Source organism: Algoriphagus sanaruensis (assembly GCF_001593605.1).
Classification (GTDB): domain Bacteria; phylum Bacteroidota; class Bacteroidia; order Cytophagales; family Cyclobacteriaceae; genus Algoriphagus; species Algoriphagus sanaruensis.
Genome location: NZ_CP012836.1, coordinates 1,919,425 through 1,936,152, shown reverse-complemented (window position 1 = coordinate 1,936,152; position 16,728 = coordinate 1,919,425). Strand labels below are relative to the sequence as shown.

The following is a 16,728-nucleotide window of genomic DNA, read 5'->3' as shown; positions in this document are numbered from 1 at the left end:
ATGAATCGAAAAAACCTGTTAACTACAATCGTTTTTTCTCTGCTCTTCCTTCACGGAAATCTAATTTTCGCACAAAAGACACTCAGTTCAATTGATCAGTCTCTCCGGTATTCGCTCTATTCTCGAATAGGTCTAAAAATAGTCCCTCTTCGATTGAACTCCACGGAATATCGCCTGCAGTTTGTTGTTGAAAAAATTGAAGAAAATCCATCTTTCGATAGCTTCAGTTTTAGCTATGCAATTTTAGGCTCTTATGAGGAAGAAATCACTCCAGACAAAACTCGGCTGTTGGTGAACTCAGACCTCTTGCAGGAAACGGATCGACATTGGTTTTTCCAGAAAGAGGTAGAAATTCCTGAAAACCAAGAAACTGCTATTGCTATCTTGACAGTTTTGGACACACGGCAGGGAGATGAATATGTCTATCATGTAGATCTTAAAAGCCCCTATATTTTTGAAACACCCAATCTGGGGTTATACTTCGAAAACGACATCCCATTTGATCAAAATCACCTGAATTCCCAACAATCAATATTGATCAAAACAGCACGATCTGCTACAGTAAATGGATTTTACTACCCAGTCAATTTTGACGTACCATTCCCACCAATGGAAACACGACCTGCTGAAGTTCCAAAAGAACTTAACGTGATCTCGATGGGGGATTTTTTAGCTAATGTTCCAAAGGAATTGGCGGACGAAGGCTACTATTTCTTCCAAACAGACACCTTGGACAAATCGGGAAATACCATTCGAGTCGTCCATGAGGCTTTTCCAAAAGTCAAAGATTGGCAAGAAATGGTCCAAATGGTCACCTACATTTCGACCCGAAAAGAACATGAAACGCTACTTCTCGCCCAAGACAAAAAGAAGGCCTTAGATGAATATTGGATTAATTTGACTCGCAATCCTGAGGTTGCGAAAGAGCTAATCCGCAATTATTTTCGGATGGTGGAATTCTCCAACATCCTGTTTACGGACTTTAAAGAAGGATGGAAAACAGACAGAGGAATGGTTTTCATCGTAATGGGGCCTCCGCAGCAAGTGAACTTTTACCTGGACCGCGAAGTGTGGACTTATGCGGGGATAGACGATAACTCCAAAATTCGCTTTACTTTTGCCCGCACAAAGACAATTTTAACCCCACATTACTACACCTTGAACCGATCACGCGCTTATCAGCCGGTTTGGTTCAAAAATATTTCACAATGGAGAAGCGGAAGGATGGCTTTCTAATCGATAAAGGAGCCCAAGACAAAGACGTCATATTCGGTACCCGAGCAGTCATGGAGGCAATTCATGCAGGCAAGGAGATCGACAAAATCCTTGTCCAAAAAGAGTTGAATAATGACTTGATCAAAGAACTGCTTCAAGCCTGTAAGGGAGCCAATATCCCTGTAGTTCGTGTACCAGAGGGCAAACTTCAACGCATTACCCGAAAAAATCATCAAGGTGTAATTGCTCAGATGTCGGCTATTGCCTATGCCTCTTTAGATCATGTGATTGATTCCTGCTATGCGATTGGAAAAGCTCCATTGGTGTTGGTTTTGGATCAAATAACCGATGTTCGAAACTTTGGAGCGATTGCCAGAACCGCTGAATGTGCAGGAGTAGATGCTATCATTATCCCTGAGCGAGGAAGTGCACAGATTAACTCGGATGCCATCAAGACCTCTGCAGGAGCATTGAATTTCATTCCTGTGGTGAGAGTGAAAAATTTATTCTACACCTGTCGAGACCTGCAAAAAATGGGATTGGCGCTGGTTGCTATCACCGAAAAGACCGAAAAGCTCATGTACGAGGCAGACATGGCTGCACCTGTTGCTTTGGTTATGGGATCGGAAGAAGATGGAATCTCTCAGGAGATTATGGGAATTTGTGATGAAAAAGTAAAAATCCCAATGAGCGGAAATATTGAAAGCTTAAATGTCTCCGTTTCTGCAGGAGTAGCAGTTTATGAAGCCATCAGGCAACGAAAAGCCTAAAAACTTAAAGGCGAGGATTAAATATAATCCTCGCTTTTCTTTTTTGCAGTTGCCACAAAATCTCTAAACTTTTCTTCGGCATCCAGTTTACAAATCAATAATACATTGTCAGATTCATTGACCAGGTAATTTTCCAAGCCTTGGATTACCACTAGTTTATCGGAATCTGTTTTAATGTAGGAATTTTGGGTTTCGAATAGAACCGCATTGGCTTCGACCACATTATTGTGCTCATCTTTCGATCTTAGATCATGAAGACTATGCCATGAGCCCAAATCTGACCAACCAAAATCTCCCAGAATCACATATACTTGGTCTGATTTTTCCATTAAGCCGTAATCGATCGAGATATTTTTAACCAGGGAATATGCTCGATTGATAAATTCTTTTTCAGCACTAGTACCAAAGATCTGCTGCCCACCTTCAAAGGCATCAGCCATGTCAGGGAGATGAATGTGAAGTTGATCGATAAAGCTCTTGGCCTTCCAGACAAACATTCCCGAATTCCAGACAAAATCACCACTATCCAAAAAGGTTTTGGCAAGCTTCAGAGATGGTTTTTCAGTGAAGGTTTTCACCTTTAAGGCAATCTTCTGGTCATTCTCGTGATATTGAATATACCCATATCCTGTGGCAGGCTGGTTGGGTTTAATCCCAAGAGTAATCAGTTTCCCATCCTCAGCAGCAGAGGCAACTGCATGATGGATAGCTTGTAGAAATTTATTCTCCTGCAGAATCAAATGATCTACTGGAGTCACGATCATAACTGCATTCGGATCAATGGCCTGAATTCTAAAAGCTGCATAGGCGATGCAAGCCGCTGTATTTCTTCGAAGGGGCTCAGCCAAAATTTGATGCTCAGCCAATTCAGGAAGCTGCTCTTTGACAAGATCTGTGTAAGAAAAATGAGTGACCACCAAAAACTGATCTGGAGATGCTACTTCACTAAACCGATCAAAGGTCATCTGAAGGAGCGTACGCCCCGTACCTAAAATATCCAAAAATTGCTTCGGCTTAGTATTTCGACTAGATGGCCAAAAACGGGAACCTACGCCCCCGGCCATGATGACAATATAGGGTTTGTCCTGCATGGTAAATTAGACGATACCTTCTTTCATAAGATCATGAATATGGATAAATCCTGCGATTTTTTCTCCATCCATGGCTACCAATTGTGTAATGTTGTGATTACGCATCAGATTAAATGCACGAACGGCAAATTCATCCTTTGAAATCGTTTTTGGATTTGCAGACATAATATCTGATGCTTTCAAATTTTGAATTTCCAAGGTTTTCTGGAGCATTCTGCGCAAATCCCCGTCGGTAATTATCCCCAATAGTCGTTCATCTTGATCCACAACTGCAGTTGCTCCCAGTCTTTTTCCTGAAATCTCCACAATAACCTCCGCCACACCGGCATCTCCTGAGACCACTGGAACCTGATTTTTGGAAATAACATCTCCCACTTTTAAGTACAGTTGCTTCCCTAAAGAACCTCCAGGATGGTATTTGGCAAAATCATCAGAAGTGAATCCCCTAGCTTCCAAGAGACAAACCGCTAAAGCGTCACCTAGTGCAAGATGCACTGTGGTAGAGGTAGTTGGGGCTAAATTGTGAGGACAAGCTTCCGCTGTTATCGAGGCATTCAGGACATAATCTGCTTGCTCCGCCAAATAGGAATCAACATTGGACACAAGAGCGACCAAAACCGCTCCCATTTTCTTGAGTAGAGGAACAAGCACTTTTATCTCTGGCGTATTCCCTGATTTGGATATACAGATCACGATATCATGCTCCTGGATCATTCCCAAATCACCGTGAATCGCATCTGCCGCATGCATAAAAAGTGCTGGTGTACCCGTTGAGTTTAATGTGGCAACAATCTTATTGGCTATGATAGCACTTTTACCTACACCCGTTAAAACAACACGTCCCTCACTATGGAGAATGCGATCTACGCATGCTTCAAAATCTTGATCAATCTGTGCAATAAGCGAGTGGATGGCCTCAGATTCATTTTGAAGGACACGGGTAGCAGTATTTCTAATATTTTGTGCTAAATTCAATTTTACTTGCGTTAATCACTAATTTTGCACAAAGGTATAAAACTAATCGTTCATTCCTGATTTCAGGTATTCTTCACCCTTTAGACCTTTCTTCACGTGGAGGAAAAAGTAAAAGCTGAGCTCAAACGAATCTTCGGATTCAGTCAGTTCCGAGGCAATCAGGAACTGATTGTAGACAACCTGCTTAAGAACAGGAATACCTTCGTAATCATGCCCACAGGCGCTGGTAAATCCCTTTGTTACCAATTACCAGCGGTAGTAAATGAAGGTACTGCAATTGTCATTTCTCCCTTGATCGCCTTGATGAAAAATCAAGTAGATCAATTGAATGCCGTGGGAATCAATGCCCACTTTCTGAATTCTACCCTTACCAAATCGGAAGCGACCAAGGTTAAAAGTGAAGTTCTCAAAGGAAAAACTAAGTTGCTTTATGTTGCTCCGGAATCGTTAACCAAAGAAGAGAATGTCAATTTTCTCAAAGAGGCAAATCTCAGCTTTGTTGCAATAGACGAGGCCCATTGTATTTCTGAATGGGGACATGATTTTAGGCCTGAATACCGAAAAATCAAATCCATTGTGGGGCAAATTGCACCCAATCTCCCAATCATCGCGCTTACAGCTACAGCTACACCAAAGGTTCAGCAGGACATTCAAAAAAACCTGCAAATGGAGGAGGCTGATTTATTCAAGTCTTCATTCAATCGAACCAACCTTTTCTATGAGGTTCGTCCCAAAGTAAAAAATGAGTCCAAGAAAGCCCTTATCAAGTTCATCAAGCAGCATAAAGGCAAATCAGGGATTATTTATTGCCTCAGCCGAAAGAAAGTAGAAGAAATAGCGGAACTGCTTAAAGTGAATCAGATCAATGCAGCTCCCTATCACGCAGGATTGGATGCTTCGGTACGAATCAAGACCCAAGATGATTTTCTGAATGAAGAGCTCGATGTCATCGTCGCTACGATTGCCTTTGGAATGGGGATTGACAAACCAGATGTCCGATATGTAATCCACTACGATGTGCCGAAATCCTTGGAAGGCTATTACCAAGAAACTGGTCGAGCAGGTAGAGACGGATTGGAAGGACATTGCTTAATGTTCTATCGCTATGAAGACATCCTCAAGCTTGATAAATTCAACAAGGACAAGGCTGTAACCGAACGAGAAAATGCCAAAATCCTCCTTCAGGAAATGGCTGCTTACTCTGAAACAGGAGTTTGCAGGCGGAAATTTATCCTGAATTACTTCGGAGAAGTGATGGAAGAGGATTGTGGATTTTGCGATAATTGCAAGCGCGAACGAGAGGTGTACGAGGGAATAGATTTTATTCAAACTGCCCTTGACACAGTGGACCAAACCAAGGAACGCTTTTCATTAGAACACCTTGTACGTGTCATTCGAGGTGAAAGAGATGAATATGTAGCTAGCTACAAACATGATCAGTTGAGCGTTTTTGGAAAAGGAGCCGAAGAATCTGAAAAACACTGGACCTCGATTATCAGGCAAGCTATGATTCTAAACTTCTTAGAAAAGGACATAGAAGCCTACGGAATACTCAAGGTAACCAGAAAGGGACGAGAGTTTTTGGAAGCTCCTTATTCAATAGATCTTGTTCGAGATCATGATTTTGACAAAATCTCTGAATCAGAAACGGCTGATTTGCCCGTTAGCTCTGGTCCAGCATACGATGAAAAGCTGTTTGAACTTCTAAAGGCTGAACGGAAACGAGTAGCAAAAACCAAAGGTCTTCCTCCTTATGTGATTTTCCAAGATCCTTCCTTGGAAGAAATGGCGACTGTTTACCCTACAACCAAAGAAGAGCTTGCTCAAATTAATGGTGTAGGAATGGGAAAAGTGGCCAAATTTGGAGCTCCTTTCTTAAAACTTATTGCCACTTACGTCGAAGAAAATGAAATTGAGACTGCTTCGGAAGTAGTCGTGAAAACTTCCGGAAATCGCTCGAAAGTCAAAATTTCGATCATCCAGCAGATTGACCGCAAAATCGACTTGGATGAAATCGCCGAGAACTTGAGCATGTCAGTCAATGATCTGCTTCATGAAATTGAACAAATTATTTACAGCGGAACCAAACTAAATATCGATTACTACATTCATCATATCATGGATGAAGAGCGTGAAGAAATCCTCCATGATTATTTTATGAATGCGGAAACCGATCACATAAAAACTGCATTGGAAGAATTAGCTGATGAAGATTTTGCCGAAGACGAACTTCGAGTCTATCGCATCAAGTTTATTTCTGAACATGCCAATTAAAATCGTCTAGATTAAATGAACATACTCTTATTGGGAAGCGGAGGCAGAGAACATGCCTTTGCTTGGAAGATTGTACAAAGTCCATCTTGTACCCGCCTTTTTGTGGCACCTGGAAATGCAGGAACCGCACAAATAGCCACTAATATTTCCATTTCAGCTACAGATTTTGAAAAGCTGGCTGAATTCATTCTCCAGGAATCCATCGGTCTCGTGGTGGTAGGACCTGAAGAACCATTGGTTCGGGGCTTTGTTGATTATATGCGTTCCAGACCAGAAACTTCTAATTTACCTATCGTAGGACCAAGCGCCCTAGGGGCAACCTTGGAAGGAAGTAAAGATTTTTCAAAGCGATTTATGCAACGCAATGAAATCCCAACTGCTGCTTACGAAACCTTTACTCCTGAACAAATTGAAGAAGGATTAGCCTACCTAGAAACTCAAAAACTTCCTATCGTACTCAAAGCAGATGGCTTGGCAGCTGGTAAAGGCGTATTGATTTGCCAAACTTTGGAAGAAGCGAAACAAGAATTAAAAGAGATGCTTCTAGAAGCGAAATTTGGAAGTGCCTCTGCAAAGGTGGTGGTTGAGGAGTTTTTATCCGGAATTGAAGTTTCCGTTTTTGTGGCGACAGATGGTAAAAATTACAAAATCCTACCAGAAGCAAAAGATTACAAGCGTATTGGAGAAGGTGACACGGGTTTAAACACCGGTGGAATGGGAGCAGTAAGTCCGGTAATTTTTGCAGATGATGCTTTCATGAAGAAAGTGGAAGATCGGATTGTAAAACCCACTATTGCTGGATTAGAAAAAGAATCCATTGATTATAAAGGCTTTTTATTCATTGGGTTAATGAATACAGACGGGGAACCATTTGTCATTGAGTACAATGTTCGAATGGGAGATCCAGAAACTGAAGCCGTTTTGCCTCGAATAGAAAGTGATTTTGTGGAGTTATTAATGGGCATTGCCACCCAGACTCTTTCTCAACATCAGCTCCAAATTTCAAAAAATTATGCTACTACCGTGGTGATGGTAAGCGGTGGATACCCCGGGAATTATGAAAAAGGATTTACAATTAGCCTCCCTGATCAAACTGCTGGAAGTGTTGTTTTTCATGCTGGAACTGGAATCAATTCAAACGGCAGCCTAATCAATCAAGGTGGTCGAGTTTTAGCCATCACGGGCTTTGGAGAGTCTCTAGACACTGCTCTTCAAAATGCCTATGAAACAGTAGGTAAGATTTCATGGGAAAAGGCCTATTTTCGAAGAGATATTGGTCAAGATCTGAAAAAACTAAGTTGATAAACCCAAATAAAACGAGGCGAAAGCCCTGAATATACCTTATGGCTGGATGTAGTACTTGCTCAACCACTGGAGGCTGTCAAAACGGCGGCTCATGTGGAACGAGTGATTGTAATAAAATGAATTCTTTCGACTGGCTTGCTCACATGGGCATCCCTCAAGTCGATAACTTTGATATTGTTGAAATAAAATTTAAGGGAGGACGTAAAGAATACTTCCGAAATGTAAATTATTTAGCTCTGACTACAGGGGATCCTGTAGTAGTAGATGTGCCCAATGGACATCATATCGGATATGTTTCGCTTCAGGGAGAACTCGTGCGATTGCAAATGCAAAAGCGGAAAATCCGTGACGATGACAACATCACCAAAATCTATCGGATAGCTAATGAAAAGGACCTCGAAAAATGGCAGGAAGCCAAAAATCGGGAAATTCCAACCCTTTATCGTTGCAAGCAGATTGTGGATGAATTAGGGCTGCAAATGAAAATGTCAGATGTCGAATATCAGGCTGACAATTCCAAAGCAACCTTTTATTATTCTGCAGATGACCGGGTAGATTTTAGAGAACTGATCAAAATTCTGGCCTCAGAATTTAAAATCCGAGTGGAAATGCGCCAAATCAGCTTACGGCAGGAAGCTGGAAGAATTGGTGGAATTGGAGTTTGCGGAAGAGAGCTCTGCTGTTCTACTTGGTTGGTAGATTTCAAAAATGTATCGACCTCTGCTGCACGCTACCAAAATCTTTCCCTTAATCCGGGCAAATTAAGCGGACAATGCGGCCGATTAAAATGTTGCCTCAATTATGAGCTAGATACCTACATGGATGCTATCAAGGACATCCCACAAGTGGAGAAACCCTTGCTCACAGAACAAGGTCCTGCCAAACTCCAAAAGACTGATATTTTTAGAAAATTGATGTGGTTTAGCTACAACAATGATAATGATTGGCACAGCATTACCTGTGATAGAGTACGGGAAATACAAACTTTAAATGAGCAAGGGACCAAAGTCTTCAACTTGCAAGTTGATAAGTCTACCGAAATAGAGGATCTCGCTGCTCAATCCACTCGGGAATTGGAACTGTTGGATAAGAAGTTTGCTAAAAAGAAAAAGAAGAAAAAGAAAAAGCCTAGGACTGACCAGGCTAATGCTTCTTCTCCTGTGAATCCAACTCCAGCAGAAAAAAGAGAGGCTAAGCCTTCTTCCGAAAAACCTGCTAATTCGCCAAAGCCTCCTCGAGCGAATGTAAATGAGCAAAATCAAGAAGGTGATCGTCAATCTTCAGAAGCTCGTCGACGTAAGAAAAATAGAAATCGTCCTAAACCTAATGGACCTCAAGCTTCGTCACCAGCTTCTGATGCACTGTCGAATGGATCGGGACCAAAGCCTGAAAACAAGCGAAAATTCCCTCCAAGAAGAAATCAAGGGCCTAACGATAGCTCAAATGGACAAGGCAATTAAGGTCACACTTGGTGCTTTATTTATCCTCTTGTTTACTCAATGTAACAACGATAGGATTTATGAAGAATACCAAAAAATCAAGGAAATGGGCTGGAATGTTGGGGATTCTCTTGTATACAAATTCCCAAATTCAGAACAAATGAACTCGGGTACTCCTCTGATAGGAATCCGATTTAATGAGAAGTATCCTTATTCCAATTGCTACATTCAACTTACCCTAAAAGATTCATTGGATCGGGTTTTGGATAAAAAATTAATCAATGTCCCTTTGTTTAATTCCAAAACAGGAAAACCTCTAGGAAAAGGATTTGGTGGATCTTATACTAAATTGGATACTATTCCAATCCAATTTCCATCAGGTACAAATTCTGTCACTCTTTCTCCCGCAATGCGCGAGGAAGTTTTGCAGGGAATTGAGTCTGTAGGAATCAAGGTAAGTAGGTAAAAAAAATGAGCGCTTTAAATAAAAGCGCTCATTTTTTTTGCATGCTGTCGGATAGTGGTATCCAGTTCTTCCGAAAGAGGCTTTAAATAGCCGAATAACTTTTGCCCCTCATCATCGAGTTGCTTAGGATCGATCAACTCCAGAATCCCCATAATCGTTGATAAAGGTCCTCTAAGGATGTGAGAAGGACTTAAGGCTAGGTCTCTCAGCCGTTCATTTTCACGGTAAAGCTGAATCAACTCATGTCTCAAGGAAGTGATATCAAGAACAGAAAGTAGCATTCCTTCAAAGCCTCCATCTTCAGTTCGAAGTACTCGAGCAGACGCCCTCCAAAAGGCAAACTCTTTGTCCGGCATGAGCATTTTCAATTCAACGTCCGCTTCTTTACCAATCTTAGCATCGTCAATAGCTTTTTGTAACTTATTAAAACGATTAGTTTGGTTTGGAAAACTAAGTACATGTCCTTCAGAATAAGCTCTACCTTTCCAAATACGACCCAGATTTTTAGCTGCATTATTTTGCTGCACAAGCTTTCCATTCATATCTAGGACAAATGTTGCCTCTGCCAAGCTTTCCAAAAGTGCTGGCTTAACCAAGGGCTTTAAAGTGCCATGTGCAGACGCCACTTCTTTTGGAACAAGGAATAAATGATAGCCTTCTGGCGCTTTTACCAATAGAGAAGCAAATGATTTGATCTCCAAATCTTTTGTCTGAATCAAAAAACAAGTCGGTTTATTTTCAACGGAGGCCTGGAAAATTACTCGTTCCAAATCCTTTCCTCCTTCGAGACAAGGCAAATCCAATACAGATTTCCCGATCCATGGATTCAAATCATTTGAAAACCATGAAGAAATCTTTTCATCATTTGCTTTGACGAGGAAGTTTGAATCAAGTGTAATCTTTCCAAAACCCAAAACATCGACAAGATTATTCCAAGGCATTTCCTGCTCCAAAAATTGCATTCCCACTCCGACTCCAATTATTCCGGAAATATCCATATCAGGTGTAGTTATAACAGAAAATTCCCACCAAATCTGTGAAAACTGTTGATCTGAAACGATAGGATGCTCCAGCAACAGATGGCGCGTAATTTTGGGAGCACTCAGCATCAACTCCAAAGAATAGGCAAATTCTTCAGCTGCATTTATAGACAGATACTTCCAAAACTCCTTTTTGCTTGAGGAGCCAGCAATTCGTTCAAAATTTCTGTTCCCCTTAATGATCTTACCTTCTACATCTGTGATCACTACGTAGAAGTGCCCGGATTCCATGAGGAAATCGGGGATCAACTTATCGATGTTAGCAGTACTGATCATGGCTCAATCAGATTTAGTGAATTATGACATATGAAAATTCGTAAAAAAATTTTATTTAAAAAAATCGCCAATTTTTAGAATTATATATTAAATCACAGTCATATTCCATATTTTATTCTAAAATCATCAAAAAAAAGTTGTACCAAAAACAAAAAATGCTTTTCATCCCAATTGGAATAGAAAAGCATTTATTATAAGTTTTTCAAGAATGTTAATGAGCTATCAAAGCCCGTAAACGAAGTGCATCAAGCAAAATCGAGATTTGATTGCAAAATACCAGTGGACTCAATCTCTTTCACTAAAAGGATCAGAACATGGGCAAGTTCCTGTCTGCAAGAATCAACAGAATACTTCCAACCAGACTGATCGGAATCTTGAATTTCAGAATTGACAAATAATCGATGGAGCTCTTCCTTGTTATCAGAAAACACCTTGACTGCACCACTTATCTGGGTGTTTTGTTCAAATAAAAATTGAGCTTTTGATGTTTGAAGAATCATGATAAAAAGAATTATACCCAAAAGTACCAATTTCAGGTTTGCAGAAAATACCCACTACTGGGTAATTTTTGATAAGAATTAATAAAATTGATAATCAAGACCTTATTAAAAATAAAAAAAGACGGCACTTTCAATCTTGCTGAAATCTTCATAATTCACTTATATTTGCAACACTTTGAAAGGGGGATAAATCCTCTTTTCAAACGGGAATAGAGAGTTGGGTGAGTGGCTGAAACCAACAGTTTGCTAAACTGTCGTACGGGTTATACTGTACCGGGGGTTCGAATCCCCCACTCTCTGCTTAAAGTTATAAAGCTCAGCAATTCATTTTGTTGAGCTTTATTTTTTAGAATGATTGACAGATTTGTCCAGGTTGGAAAATCACTTTTATTAACATCCCTCCTAATTCAATAATAGGCTTTATCTATAACCCTTTAATCACTGCATTCTAACTTCTCACAAAAGATCACCTTCCAAAACCGGAATAACCCCAATTTTGTCTCAAATTCAAGAAGGAAGTACGATAGGAATAAACTGAAACACTGCTTAAAGCCTTGAAAAAAATCAGATGTGAAAAAATTGAGCAAGGTTAACTAGCAAAAATCGCCAAGTTTAAAGAAGTCTATCGATTAGACTATTTTTCCAAAATCCTCATCTAGTTCAAAGCCCTTTTTCTTAGGCCGATGTTTGACCGCATATTCATACTTATCGATCAATTCTAGAAGTTCTTTTCGAAAGGAAGCATCATCGAGAGGAAAGCCAGAAAGATTGAAATTTTCATTCAAGGTTTTAACCAAATCCTTGGGATAAACCTGCTTTCCATAAAATGCCGCATCTGCAACATGTACAACCTGATGATCGAAATCTTGAAAAATGATTCCTTTGTCCGATTTGTCCAACATATTGATGGACTCCTTTACTAATTTTCGAATGGTCATAATTAGATTTCTATACTGAATGAAGCTTCAAATATAGACCAAGAATAGCTTGTTCTTTCAACCACTCAAAAAGTAATGCTCGATGAAATTGAATGGTTATAAAAATTAATTTGGATGAATTCCCCGTAAAAAATTCGTGAGTCTTTGAATTCGACAAAAGATTCATCTCATGACAAACAAGCTGGATTAAAGTGCCTTTTTCCAGAAAAGTCTGCGAAACGAAATTCTCAAAGTATGGGTGAATCTCAGGAATTTTGAAGAATATATTTGCTTTATTTGTGGAGACCCACCCTGCCCAGTCTATGAATCGATTTGACTTCAAATTCAATTCTTCGTTCAAGTTTTCCCTCTTTTTATTTATTGTGGTTTTAAGCGGATGTTCCCCTTCAGAAGACACTCCTATTTTTCCAGAGAAAAAATCAATTTCAGAATCAGTCTATGCCTCAGGGGTAATCAAAGCAAAGGACCAGTATGAAGCCTATGCTTTGGCGAATGGCCCCATCCAAGAGTTTTTTGTCAAGGAGGGGGATACTGTTCGAGTAGGAACTCCAATTCTTAAGATTTTCAATGAGTCAGAAAAACTACGACGGGAAAATGCTGAGCTAGCTCAAAAATATGCGGACCAACAATCCAACCAAACAAGGCTTAAAGACCTCGAGCTAAACATTAAATTGGCAAAAGACAAACTAACCAATGACTCCTTGATTTGGGCTAAAACTCAATCACTTTGGAATCAAGGAATTGGGACAGAAATTGAGTTAGAACAAAAAAAACTAGCCTTTCAAAGTTCAAAAACGAGCTATGAATCCTCTCTTCTAAAGTATCAGGATCTCCAACGCGAAATAACGTTCAATTCTCAAAGTGCTTCAAAGAATTTAAGGATTTCAGAAATACTTGAAAACGAATACATCTTGAGAAGCAAAATCGATGGAATCGTTTATTCCCTCCCAAAAGAAATCGGGGAAATGGTAAGCCCGCAAGTTACTTTGGCGGTAATTGGAAGTACCTCTGATTTTTACCTGGAACTCCAGATCGACGAATACGACATTTCAAAAGTGAAACAAGGACAACGGGTCATGGTGATCATGGATAGTTTCAAAGACCAAACATTTGAAGCAGAAGTAACTCGTATCATCCCGATCATGGACTCCAAAAGCAAGACTTTTACTGTAGAAGCTGAGTTTACACAAGCGCCAGAAAGACTTTTCCCAAACCTGACGCTAGAAGCAAATATTCTTACCAATAAACGAGAATCTACCTTGGTCATCCCAAGAAAGTATGTTTTTCGGGATTCTTTGGTAATTGCCGAATCTGGAGATACGCTACGAGTGAAGACCGGAATCAAAAACTACGAGTTTACGGAAATCTTGGAAGGACTTACTGAAGAAACCGGGTTGATTTTACCGAAGCGATGAAATGGTCTTTAATCTTTGAAATCGCAAGGGCCTTAATGCTGGCCCGCTTGAAGCAGACTTTGGTTGCGGCTACCGGTGTGATGTTCAGTATCACCATGTTTGTTGCCTTATTGGGGTTTATGAATGGGCTCAATTCCTTATTGGATGGCTTAATTTTAAATCGAACCCCACATATCCGATTTTACAACGAAATCAAACCCAATCCTTCCCAACCCATCGATCGAAGCGAAGAATTTCATCAGTCATTAAACATCATTCGATCGATCAAACCCAGTACCTCTAGACTTGCGATTTATAATAGCCAGGCGATCATCGAAAACTTGGAAGATGATCCACGAATTCTTGGTGTAAGTCCTAAAATAGCCGCACAGGTTTTCTTTAACGTCGGGACAATCGACCTCACTGGAATCGTCAATGGAATCGATGTCGAAAAAGAGGCAGAATTATTCGCTTTTAAAGACTATGTGACTACTGGAAATTATTCCGATCTGCAACAAAACAATACCATCATCTTAGGTAAAGGTGCTGCTGATCGAATGATGGCGGATATTGGCGATATCATTCAAGCTACCACTTCCCAAGGAAATCGGGTTCAGTTAAAAGTGGTGGGCTATTATCAAAGTGGATTAGCAGATTTTGACAATTCCAACAGCTATGCATCCATATCCTCTGTGCAAAAAATGCTAGGAGAATCCCCTTCCTACATCACTGACATTCAGGTCAAACTCCATGATTTCAATCAAGCTCCAACCTTAGCCAAGGAATTAGGAGAAATTTACCAAATTGATGCGGATGATATTCAGACGGTAAATGCCCAATTTGAAACAGGAACCAATATCCGAACCTTGATCAGCTATGCAGTAGGGATTACGCTTTTGGTGGTTTCGGGATTTGGCATTTACAACATCTTGAACATGATGATTTATGAGAAATTGGATACCATTGCCATTCTCAAGGCAACCGGATTTAGTGGGACAGATGTCAACCGAATTTTTATCACCATCGCACTCATTATCGGAATTGTTGGTGGATGCCTTGGATTGATTTTTGGTTTTTTGGCTGGATTAGGTATCGATCAAATTCCATTTGAAACAGAGGCATTACCCACGGTTAAAACTTTTCCAGTAGACTACAATCCAAAATACTATCTGATCGGAGGAATTTTCAGTTTAATCACCACGTATTTTGCGGGGTATTTCCCGGCTAGAAAAGCTTCTGGAGTAGACCCTGTCGAAATAATTCGAGGAAAATAACCTAAAGATGAAAGTCCTTGAGGCAAAAAATATCAGCAAATCGTTCTTCAGTCCCAATGAAACCCAGGTTCTGAAGAAGGTAAGTTTTTCGGTTGATCGAGGGGAATTTGTCTCGGTGGTGGGAAAATCTGGCTGCGGAAAATCAACCCTTCTCTATATTCTCTCCACCATGGACACCGACTATCAAGGGGAATTATGGATGGATAGAGAATTGATCTCAGGAAAATCCGCCAACTACCTAGCTAGAATCAGAAATGAAAAAATTGGATTCGTGTTCCAATTCCATTACCTCCTAAATGAATTCTCAGTACTGGAAAACGTCATGATCCCGGGGCTCAAATTGGGGAAATATTCTAGGCAGGAATTAGAACATCGAGCTTTGGAAAAACTTCGCATTTTTGACATGCAGGACCATGCGCTCAAAAAAGCCAATCAACTCTCTGGAGGACAAAAACAACGAGTTGCTATTGCCCGAGCTTTGATTAATGACCCTCTGCTCATCATGGGAGATGAACCTACGGGCAACTTGGATAAAAAAAACTCAGACATTGTTTTTAATGAATTCAAGCTTTTGGCGAAGGAGTTTAAGCAAACCATGCTTATTGTGACTCATGATCCTGAATTTGCTGAGGGAACAGATCGAGTAATTGAAATGGAGGACGGTCGAGTGGTGAGTTTGGGGTAGATTCGTCACCTCGGGGAGGAACGACGAAACAGTCTATCGAAATCACTCTACATTTTTGAAGATTGCTTCGGGGCAGAAGCGGCTAAAATAACTGAACGATTAATAAATGCCCCTCGCAATGACGTAAAATCTTACTTGCTACTCCATCCCCATAAATCCCAACACATCTTTATACCCCTTACTCCAAGTGAAGAAAAACTGCGTAACCATTGGGATATGCTTGGTTTTGGGATAGTAGCTATAAATATATTCAAGGCCTTTAGAATCTGCCTCTTTTTTAAACCGATCAATGGTTAATCGGATTCCCGGATAGGTTTTCTCTCCTTCCATAATCAACATAGGAATTTCATTTCCGGTGAGAAAGTAGATCGGAGAGTAGGCTTTCCAAGTATCTGGATTATCCGTAAAAGCATCGTAATTATCTTTTCCATCTGGTCGGTCTCTTGCCTCATTCAAAAACCAATACCAGTCCAAACCTGCTGGATCATTGAGAATCGCCCCTTTGAGCGGATTGCTAACTCCTAATTCATTCCAGGGTTCATTTTTTATGGCTAAAAGAGCAGCTAAATGCCCTCCTGCTGAATGACCAGAGACATATATTTCTTCAGGATTTCCACCATAATTCGAAATATGCTCTTTTACCCATTGAACGGCTCGAGCACTGGCTTTTTCCATAGCTGGAACTTGGTAATCCGGTGCCAAAGGATAGTCGATAATTACCGTCACTACTCCCCTTCGAGCCAAGCGACTCCCCATAAAATCATAGATTTCTTTACGACCACTATGCCAACTTCCACCGTGGATAAAAATCAGAACAGGTGCTTTACTTGCTTTTTTAGGAGCAAAAACATTAAGCTGTTTTTCAGGTAATTCTTCGGTTTTTTGGAGGTAGGTGATATTCTTGGACCTGGTAATTGATTTCACTGCACAACTAGAAGCAATACCAATTAGAAGTAAAAGGGGAAGAAAATATTTCATAGGGGTGATTTTTAACAAAAGTCTTTAAGCCAACTTTTTGTTTGAAAATGAAAGGTGTTTTCATCATTCAAGTCCAAATAAAGAGGATTTGAGGATCTGAAATTAATA

15 protein-coding genes and 1 tRNA gene are annotated in these 16,728 nt (G+C 40.3%); 10 read left to right on the top strand and 6 right to left on the bottom strand.

Annotation, left to right across the window (positions count from 1 at the left end; genetic code table 11):
• Nucleotides 1-1,236: a GWxTD domain-containing protein gene (locus tag AO498_RS08580; RefSeq protein ID WP_067546056.1), complete on the top strand. Its 1,236-nt coding sequence runs from the start codon at nucleotides 1-3 to the stop codon at nucleotides 1,234-1,236.
• Nucleotides 1,209-1,985: a 23S rRNA (guanosine(2251)-2'-O)-methyltransferase RlmB gene (rlmB, locus tag AO498_RS08575; protein WP_067546053.1), complete on the top strand. Its 777-nt coding sequence runs from the start codon at nucleotides 1,209-1,211 to the stop codon at nucleotides 1,983-1,985. Before AO498_RS08580 ends, rlmB begins: the two co-directional genes overlap by 28 nt.
• 17 nt (nucleotides 1,986-2,002) lie before the next feature.
• Here rlmB and AO498_RS08570 read toward each other — a convergent pair whose 3' ends face one another.
• Entirely contained in the window at nucleotides 2,003-3,076 is a 1,074-nt protein-coding gene (locus AO498_RS08570; protein ID WP_067546049.1) for a mannose-1-phosphate guanylyltransferase, read from the bottom strand.
• 6 nt (nucleotides 3,077-3,082) lie between these two features.
• Nucleotides 3,083-4,051, bottom strand: coding sequence for a KpsF/GutQ family sugar-phosphate isomerase (locus AO498_RS08565; RefSeq protein WP_067546046.1), 969 nt, complete (start codon nucleotides 4,049-4,051; stop codon nucleotides 3,083-3,085).
• 96 nt (nucleotides 4,052-4,147) lie between these two features.
• Between AO498_RS08565 and recQ the strand changes: the two genes are divergently transcribed.
• The 4 genes from recQ (at nucleotide 4,148) to AO498_RS08545 (ending at nucleotide 9,535) form a co-directional block, all read left to right on the top strand.
• Entirely contained in the window at nucleotides 4,148-6,325 is a 2,178-nt protein-coding gene (gene recQ / locus AO498_RS08560) for a DNA helicase RecQ (protein ID WP_067546043.1), read from the top strand.
• Nucleotides 6,326-6,340: 15 nt separating this feature from the next.
• Complete coding sequence (purD, locus tag AO498_RS08555) at nucleotides 6,341-7,627, top strand: phosphoribosylamine--glycine ligase (RefSeq protein ID WP_067546040.1); 1,287 nt, start codon at nucleotides 6,341-6,343, stop codon at nucleotides 7,625-7,627.
• A 119-nt stretch (nucleotides 7,628-7,746) separates the two neighbouring features.
• Entirely contained in the window at nucleotides 7,747-9,090 is a 1,344-nt protein-coding gene (locus AO498_RS08550) for a PSP1 domain-containing protein (RefSeq protein ID WP_067546036.1), read from the top strand.
• Nucleotides 9,074-9,535: a gliding motility lipoprotein GldH gene (locus AO498_RS08545; RefSeq protein ID WP_067546033.1), complete on the top strand. Its 462-nt coding sequence runs from the start codon at nucleotides 9,074-9,076 to the stop codon at nucleotides 9,533-9,535. The genes AO498_RS08550 and AO498_RS08545 overlap by 17 nt, the downstream gene beginning before the upstream one ends.
• 14 nt (nucleotides 9,536-9,549) lie before the next feature.
• On the opposite strand, the gene AO498_RS08540 is transcribed toward AO498_RS08545, so the two are convergent.
• The gene (locus tag AO498_RS08540) at nucleotides 9,550-10,851 is read right to left on the bottom strand and encodes a nitrogen regulation protein NR(II) (protein ID WP_067546030.1); all 1,302 of its coding nucleotides are present in this window, start codon (nucleotides 10,849-10,851) and stop codon (nucleotides 9,550-9,552) included.
• A gap of 245 nt (nucleotides 10,852-11,096) precedes the next feature.
• Entirely contained in the window at nucleotides 11,097-11,351 is a 255-nt protein-coding gene (locus AO498_RS08535; protein WP_067546027.1) for a hypothetical protein, read from the bottom strand.
• Between the two features lie 211 nt (nucleotides 11,352-11,562).
• Between AO498_RS08535 and AO498_RS08530 the strand changes: the two genes are divergently transcribed.
• A tRNA-Ser gene (locus AO498_RS08530) sits at nucleotides 11,563-11,651 on the top strand.
• A 329-nt stretch (nucleotides 11,652-11,980) separates the two neighbouring features.
• On the opposite strand, the gene AO498_RS08525 is transcribed toward AO498_RS08530, so the two are convergent.
• Nucleotides 11,981-12,289, bottom strand: a complete 309-nt coding sequence (locus AO498_RS08525) for a hypothetical protein (RefSeq protein WP_067546023.1) — start codon at nucleotides 12,287-12,289, stop codon at nucleotides 11,981-11,983.
• A 254-nt stretch (nucleotides 12,290-12,543) separates the two neighbouring features.
• Here AO498_RS08525 and AO498_RS08515 point away from each other — a divergent pair, with 254 nt between their 5' ends.
• The 3 genes from AO498_RS08515 to AO498_RS08505 are packed head-to-tail and all read left to right on the top strand — an operon-like array spanning nucleotide 12,544 to nucleotide 15,642.
• Nucleotides 12,544-13,704 (top strand): efflux RND transporter periplasmic adaptor subunit, encoded by a 1,161-nt coding sequence (locus tag AO498_RS08515; protein ID WP_236778656.1) that lies wholly within the window; start codon nucleotides 12,544-12,546, stop codon nucleotides 13,702-13,704.
• A complete protein-coding gene (locus AO498_RS08510) occupies nucleotides 13,701-14,957 on the top strand; it encodes an ABC transporter permease (RefSeq protein ID WP_067546014.1) in 1,257 nt (418 codons plus the stop codon). Before AO498_RS08515 ends, AO498_RS08510 begins: the two co-directional genes overlap by 4 nt.
• Nucleotides 14,958-14,964: 7 nt before the next feature.
• Nucleotides 14,965-15,642, top strand: a complete 678-nt coding sequence (locus AO498_RS08505) for an ABC transporter ATP-binding protein (RefSeq protein WP_067546011.1) — start codon at nucleotides 14,965-14,967, stop codon at nucleotides 15,640-15,642.
• Between the two features lie 138 nt (nucleotides 15,643-15,780).
• Here AO498_RS08505 and AO498_RS08500 read toward each other — a convergent pair whose 3' ends face one another.
• Entirely contained in the window at nucleotides 15,781-16,620 is an 840-nt protein-coding gene (locus tag AO498_RS08500; protein ID WP_067550365.1) for an alpha/beta hydrolase, read from the bottom strand.
• Between the last annotated feature and the right edge of the window lie 108 nt (nucleotides 16,621-16,728).